The following is a 6685-nucleotide window of genomic DNA, read 5'->3' on the forward strand; positions in this document are numbered from 1 at the left end:
CCTCGGTGGAACTGCGCAACCGGCTCCGCGAGGCGACCGGCCTGAAGCTGCCCCCCACGCTGGTCTTCGACTACCCGACCCCGCAGGCCCTCGCCCGCCATCTGCGCGAGCAGTTCGGCGAGGTGGCGGCGCCGGAGCCGGAGCCGGAGCCCGAGCCGCGGGCGGCCGTCGCGGCCGACACGAACGAGCCGCTGGCGATCATCGGAATGGCATGCCGCCTGCCCGGCGGGGTGTCCTCGCCGGATGAGCTGTGGAAGCTGGTCGTCGACGGCGTCGACGCCGTCTCGGACTTCCCCGAGGACCGCGGCTGGGACCTGCGGGGCCTGTTCGACCCGGACCCGGACCACGCGGGCACCTCGTACGTCAGCCAGGGCGGCTTCCTGCGCGGGGCGGGCCTGTTCGACCCCGGGTTCTTCGGCATCTCGCCGCGTGAGGCCCTCGCCATGGACCCGCAGCAGCGGCTCCTCCTGGAGACCTCCTGGGAGGCGCTCGAGGGCGCGGGCATCGACCCGGTCACGCTCAAGGGCACCGACGTCGGCGTGTTCTCCGGCGTCTCGGGCCAGGGCTACGGAACCGGCGCGATCGCACCGGAAGTGGAGGGCTTCGCCGGCACGGGCCTCGCGTCGAGCGTGGCGTCGGGCCGTGTCTCGTACGTCTTCGGCTTCGAGGGCCCGGCGGTGTCGGTGGACACGGCCTGCTCGTCGTCGCTGGTGGCGATGCACCTGGCGGCGCAGGCGCTGCGCCAGGGCGAGTGCTCGATGGCGCTCGCCGGCGGCGCGATGGTGATGGCGACCCCCGCCACCTTCATGGCGTTCTCGCGCCAGCGCGGCCTGGCCGCCGACGGCCGGTCCAAGGCCTTCGCGGACGGCGCGGACGGCATGGGCCTGTCGGAGGGCGTGGGCGTGGTCGTCCTGGAGCGGCTGTCGGTGGCCCGGGAGCGCGGCCACCGAGTGCTCGCGGTCCTGCGCGGCAGCGCGGTCAACCAGGACGGCGCGTCCAACGGGCTCACGGCGCCCAACGGTCCCTCGCAGCAGCGCGTGATCCGCAAGGCCCTCGCCGGCGCCGGGCTCTCGACGGCGGATGTGGATGTGGTGGAGGGCCACGGCACGGGTACGGCGCTGGGCGATCCGATCGAGGCGCAGGCGCTGCTCGCGACGTACGGGCAGGACCGTGACCCCGGGAAGCCGCTGTGGCTGGGGTCGCTGAAGTCGAACATCGGCCACGCGCAGGCCGCCGCGGGCGTGGCCAGCGTCATCAAGATGGTGCAGGCGCTGCGCCACGGCGTGCTGCCCCCGACGCTGCACGCGCAGCGGCGCACGTCCCAGGTCGACTGGTCCGAGGGTGCGGTGGAGCTGCTGACCGAGGCGCGGGAGTGGCCGCGTGACGGCCGCCCGCGCCGGGCCGGCGTGTCCTCGTTCGGCATCAGCGGCACGAACGCGCATCTGATCCTGGAGGAGGCGCCCGAGGAGGCGCAGGAGTCCGGCGCGGACGAGGTGGTGCCGGGTGGTGTGGTGCCGCTGGTGGTGTCGGCGCGCAGTGCCGTTTCGCTGGCGGGCCAGGCCGGGCGGCTCGCGGCTTTCGTCGAAGGCGCCGACGAGGTGCCGCCGGCCTCGGTGGCCGAGGCGCTGGTCTCCCACCGGGCGCTGCTGGGTGAGCGCGCGGTGGTCGTGGCCGGCTCGCGGGACGAGGCGCTGGCCGGGCTGCGGGCGCTGGCCCGGGGCAAGAGCGCGCCCAACCTGGTGACCGGCAGCGCGGGCGCGCCCCGCAAGGTGGTGTGGGTGTTCCCGGGCCAGGGTTCGCAGTGGGCCGGTATGGGGCGGGAGTTGCTGGAGTCCTCGCCGGTGTTCGCGGAGCGGGTCGCGGAGTGTGCGGCGGCGCTGGAGCCGTATATCGACTGGTCGCTGGTTGACGTGCTGCGCGGGGAGGCGGATGCCGGGCTGCTGGAGCGTGTGGATGTGGTGCAGCCGGCCAGTTTCGCGGTGATGGTGGGGCTGGCGGCGGTGTGGTCGTCGGTGGGTGTGCTGCCGGATGCGGTGGTGGGGCACTCGCAGGGTGAGATTGCGGCGGCGTGCGTGTCCGGTGCGCTGTCGCTGGAGGACGCGGCACGGGTGGTGGCGCTGCGCAGCCAGGCCATCGGCAAGGAGCTGGCGGGGCGCGGTGGCATGGCCTCGGTCGCGCTGGCCGAGAGCGAGGCGGTCGCGTGCCTGGCGCGCTGGGCGGACCGGGTCGAGGTCGCCGCCGTCAACGGCCCGTCCTCGGTGGTGGTCGCGGGCGACGCGGAAGCGTTGGACGAGGCGCTTGAGGCCCTCTCGCGCGACGGCGTCCGGGTGCGCCGGGTGGCGGTGGACTACGCCTCCCACACCCGGCATGTGGAGGACATCCAGGACACCCTGGCCGAGACGCTGGCCGGGATCGGCGCCCACGCGCCGCTGGTGCCGTTCTACTCGACCGTGACGAGCGGCTGGGTGCAGGACGCCGGCGTGCTCGACGGCGGTTACTGGTACCGGAACCTGCGCGGCCAGGTGAGGTTCGGCCCGGCCGTGGCCGAGCTCCTGGCCCAGGGCCACACCGCCTTCATCGAGGTCAGCGCCCACCCGGTGCTGGTCCAGCCGATCACCGGGGCTCTCGATGCGAGCGGCGCGGACGCGGTGGTCACCGGCTCGCTCCGGCGTGAGGAGGGCGGTCTGCGCCGGCTCCTGACCTCGATGGCCGAGGTCTTCGTGCACGGCGTTCCCGTGGACTGGACCGGTGTCCTGCCGGCCGGCGCCACGGCGGCGGGCGTGGAACTGCCGACGTACGCCTTCGACCACCAGCACTTCTGGCTGCACACGGCCCCGGCGCACACGGACGCGAACTCCCTCGGACTCGCCGGGACCGACCACCCTCTGCTCGGGGCGGTGGTGCGGCTGCCGCACTCCGACGGCCTGGTGTTCACCTCGCGCCTGTCGCTCACGTCCCACCCCTGGCTGGGCGACCACGTGGTCGGCGGCCTGGTGCTGATCCCGGCCACCGGGCTGGTGGAGCTGGCCGTACGGGCCGGTGACGAGGCCGGCTGCGGGGTCCTGGAGGAGCTGGTGACCGAGGCGCCCCTCGTCGTGCCGGAGCAGGGCGGGGTGCGGGTCCAGGTCGCCGTGGGCGGCGCGAACGAGAACGGCACGCGCACGGTGGAGATCCACTCGCAGCGCGAGGACGCCCCCGGCGACGGGGACACGTGGACGCGGCACGCCACCGGGCTCCTGTCGGCCTCGTCCCCGGCCCCGGCCGCGACCCGTGGCACGGACTTCGACTTCGCCGCCTGGCCGCCGCCCGGCGCCGAGCAGGCGGAACTGGACACCGACGAGCTGTACGAGGGCCTGCTGGAGCGCGGCTACGCGTACGGTCCCGTCTTCCGCGGCGTGCGCGCGGTGTGGCGGCGCGGCGACGAGCTCTTCGCCGAGGTCGCCCTGCCCGACGCGGAGCGCGAGCGGGCCGGTGGCTTCGGCCTGCACCCCGCGCTGCTCGACGCGGCGCTCCAGGCCGGGACGTTCGCCGCGGCGGACGCGCCGGGGGAGGACGCCGGGCAGCCGGTGATGCCGTTCTCGTGGAACGGCCTGGTGCTGCACGCCACCGGCGCCCCGGCGCTTCGCGTGCGCATCGCGCCGAACGGCGCGGACGCGCTGTCGATCGCGGCGGCGGACGAGACCGGCAGCCCGGTCCTGACGATGGACGCGCTGGTGATGCGAGCGGTGTCCATCGAGCAGCTCGGCGCCACGGCGGCGCGGGAGAGCCGCGAGTCGCTGTACGCGGTCGAGTGGACCGAACTGCCTCCGGCCCAGGGGGCGGAGCCCGCGCCGCCGTGGGTGCCGGTGACCTCGGCCGACGACACGGCGGCCCTGACCGCGAGCGGCGGCGTACCGGCGGCCGTGGTCCTCCAGGCCGTCGGCGGCGACAGTGAGGACGCCGTGCTCGCCCTGACCTCCCGGGTCCTCGGCGTGGTCCAGGCGTGGCTCGGCGCCGCGGGCCTCGAGGAGTCGCGCCTGGTGGTGCTGACCCGGGGCGCGATGCCCGCCGGGAGCGACGGCGCGGTGACGGATCCGGCCGCCGCGGCGGTGTGGGGTCTGGTGCGGGCCGCCCAGTCCGAGAACCCGGACCGGATCGTCCTCCTCGACGCCGACCCCGAGGCCGAGGGCGGCGTGGAGCCGGTGCTCGACTCCGTCCTCGCCACAGTGCTGGCCAGTGGCGAACCGCAGCTCGCCGTGCGCCGCACGGCCCTCTCGGTGCCCCGGCTCGCCCGGGTCACCGCTGAGGTCACCGGCCCCGGGACGGTGTTCCGGGCGGACGGGACCGTCCTGGTCTCGGGCGGCGGCTCGCTCGGCGCCCTGGCGGCCCGGCAGCTCGTCACCCGCAACGGTGTACGCCACCTGGTCCTCGCCAGCCGCCGGGGCCCGGACGCCGAGGGCGTGCCGGAACTGGTCGCCGAGCTGACCGGACTGGGCGCGACGGTCTCGGCCGTGGCCTGTGACGTGTCGGACCGCGCCCAGGTGCGGGCCCTGCTGGCCTCGATACCCGGCGAGCACCCGCTGCGCGGCGTGGTGCACACGGCCGGTGTGTTCGACCCGGGCGTGATCGGGGCGCTGACCCCGGAGCGCCTGGCCACGGTGTTCGCGCCGAAGGTCGACGCCGTGTCGCACCTCGACGCGCTGACGCGCGGCCTGGAGCTGGACGCGTTCGTCGTCTACTCCTCCGCCTCGTCCGTCTTCATGGGCGCGGGCAGCGGCAACTACGCGGCGGCCAACGCCTTCCTGGACGGCCTGATGGCCCACCGCCGCGCGGCGGGACTGCCCGGGCTCTCGCTGTCCTGGGGCCCGTGGGAGCAGGTCACCGGCATGGCCGGCAACATCGACGACCTCACCAGGACCCGGATGGGCCGACGCGAGGGGCGCGGCGGAGTCCTGGCGCTCCCGTCCGCCGAGGGCATGGAGCTGTTCGACACCGCGCTGGGGTCCGGGCACGCGCTCCTGGTGCCGGTCAAGCTGGACCTGCGGGCCGTACGCGCCGACGCGGCGGCGGCCGGCAGCACAGTGCCGCACCTGCTGCGCGGCCTGGTCCGCACGGGCCGTCAGCAGGCGCGGTCGACCGGCGGCGCCGGCGGGCAGCGGAAGCTGGCGGACCGGCTCGCCGGACTCCCCGCGGCGAAACAGGAGGCCCTGCTCCTCGACGTGGTGCGGGCACAGGCCGCGGTCGTGCTCGGCCACAGCGGGCCGGAGGGCGTCCGCCCGGACACCGCGTTCAACGAGGCCGGGTTCGACTCGCTCACCTCGGTGGAACTGCGCAACCGGCTCCGCGAGGCGACCGGTACGAAGCTCCCCGCCACGCTGGTCTTCGACCACCCGACCCCCCAGGCCCTCGCCCGCTTCCTGCGGGCCGAACTCGCCGTCGACGAGGCGACGCCCGCCGACGCGGCGCTGACCTCTCTCGCCGGTCTGGAGGCGGTCATCGAGTCCGCGGGCCCCGACGCCGAGGCCCGCGACCGGATCACCGCACGCCTGCGGGAGCTGCTGAGGGCGGCCGAGGCGGCGGGCGACACCGGCACCGGTCCGGCCGGGGCGGACGCGTCCGACGACGCGGACCTCGAGAACGCCAGCGACGAGGAGCTGTTCGCGCTCTTCGAGCGGCTCGACTGAAGCCGCGCCCGTGCGGGCCGGGCCGGGCCCACGAAGGACCCGGCCCGCACGACCCCGCACAGACGGTGCGGGAACCCACCCACGGCAATCGCAGACATCCACCACCTGGGGGTTGAATCAAGTGGCCGACGAGGCAGAACTCCGCGACTATCTCAAGCGGGCCATCGCCGACGCCCGCAGCGCCCGCAAGCGGCTGCGCGAGGTCCAGGACCAGGCGCGCGAGCCGATCGCCATCGTCTCCATGGCCTGCCGGTACCCGGGTGGTGTGTCCTCGCCGGATGAGCTGTGGAAGCTGGTCGTCGACGGCGTCGACGCCGTCTCGGACTTCCCCGACGACCGCGGCTGGGACCTGGAGGGCCTGTTCGACCCGGACCCGGACCACGCGGGCACCTCGTACGTCAGCCAGGGCGGCTTCCTGCGCGGGGCGGGCCTGTTCGACGCCGGGTTCTTCGGGATCTCGCCGCGTGAGGCCCTCGCCATGGACCCGCAGCAGCGGCTGCTCCTGGAGACCTCCTGGGAGGCGCTGGAGCGGGCCGGCCTCGACCCCCTCTCCCTCAAGGGCACCGACGTGGGCGTGTTCTCCGGCCTGTCCGGCCAGGGGTACGGCGCCGGTGCCGGCGTGGTGACCCCCGAGTCGGAGGGCTTCGCGGGCACGGGCGCGTCGACCAGCGTGGCCTCGGGCCGCGTCTCCTACGTCCTCGGCTTCGAGGGCCCGGCGGTGTCCCTCGACACGGCGTGCTCCTCGTCCCTGGTCGCCATCCACCTGGCGGCGCAGGCGCTGCGGCAGGGCGAGTGCTCCATGGCGCTCGCCGGCGGCGCGATGGTGATGTCGACGCCCGGCAACTTCGTGGCGTTCTCACGCCAGCGCGGCCTGGCCGCCGACGGCCGCTGCAAGGCGTTCGCGGACGGCGCCGACGGCATGGGCCTGGCCGAGGGTGTGGGCGTCGTGGTCCTGGAGCGCCTGTCGGTGGCCCGGGAACGCGGCCACCGGGTGCTCGCGGTCCTGCGCGGCAGTGCGGTCA

General features: G+C 75.4%; 2 protein-coding genes. Both read left to right on the forward strand.

All coding sequences use genetic code 11. From position 1 onward, the window contains the following. A partial coding sequence (locus ABZ340_RS36065; RefSeq protein ID WP_358786122.1) for a type I polyketide synthase occupies window positions 1-5663 on the forward strand: 5663 nt, incomplete at its 5' end. A 121-nt stretch (window positions 5664-5784) separates the two neighbouring features. Further along, the coding region (locus ABZ340_RS36070) for a beta-ketoacyl synthase N-terminal-like domain-containing protein (protein WP_358786123.1) at window positions 5785-6685 on the forward strand (901 nt) is incomplete at its 3' end.

Source organism: Streptomyces sp. NPDC006134, assembly GCF_040628835.1.
Taxonomy (GTDB): Bacteria; Actinomycetota; Actinomycetes; order Streptomycetales; family Streptomycetaceae; genus Streptomyces.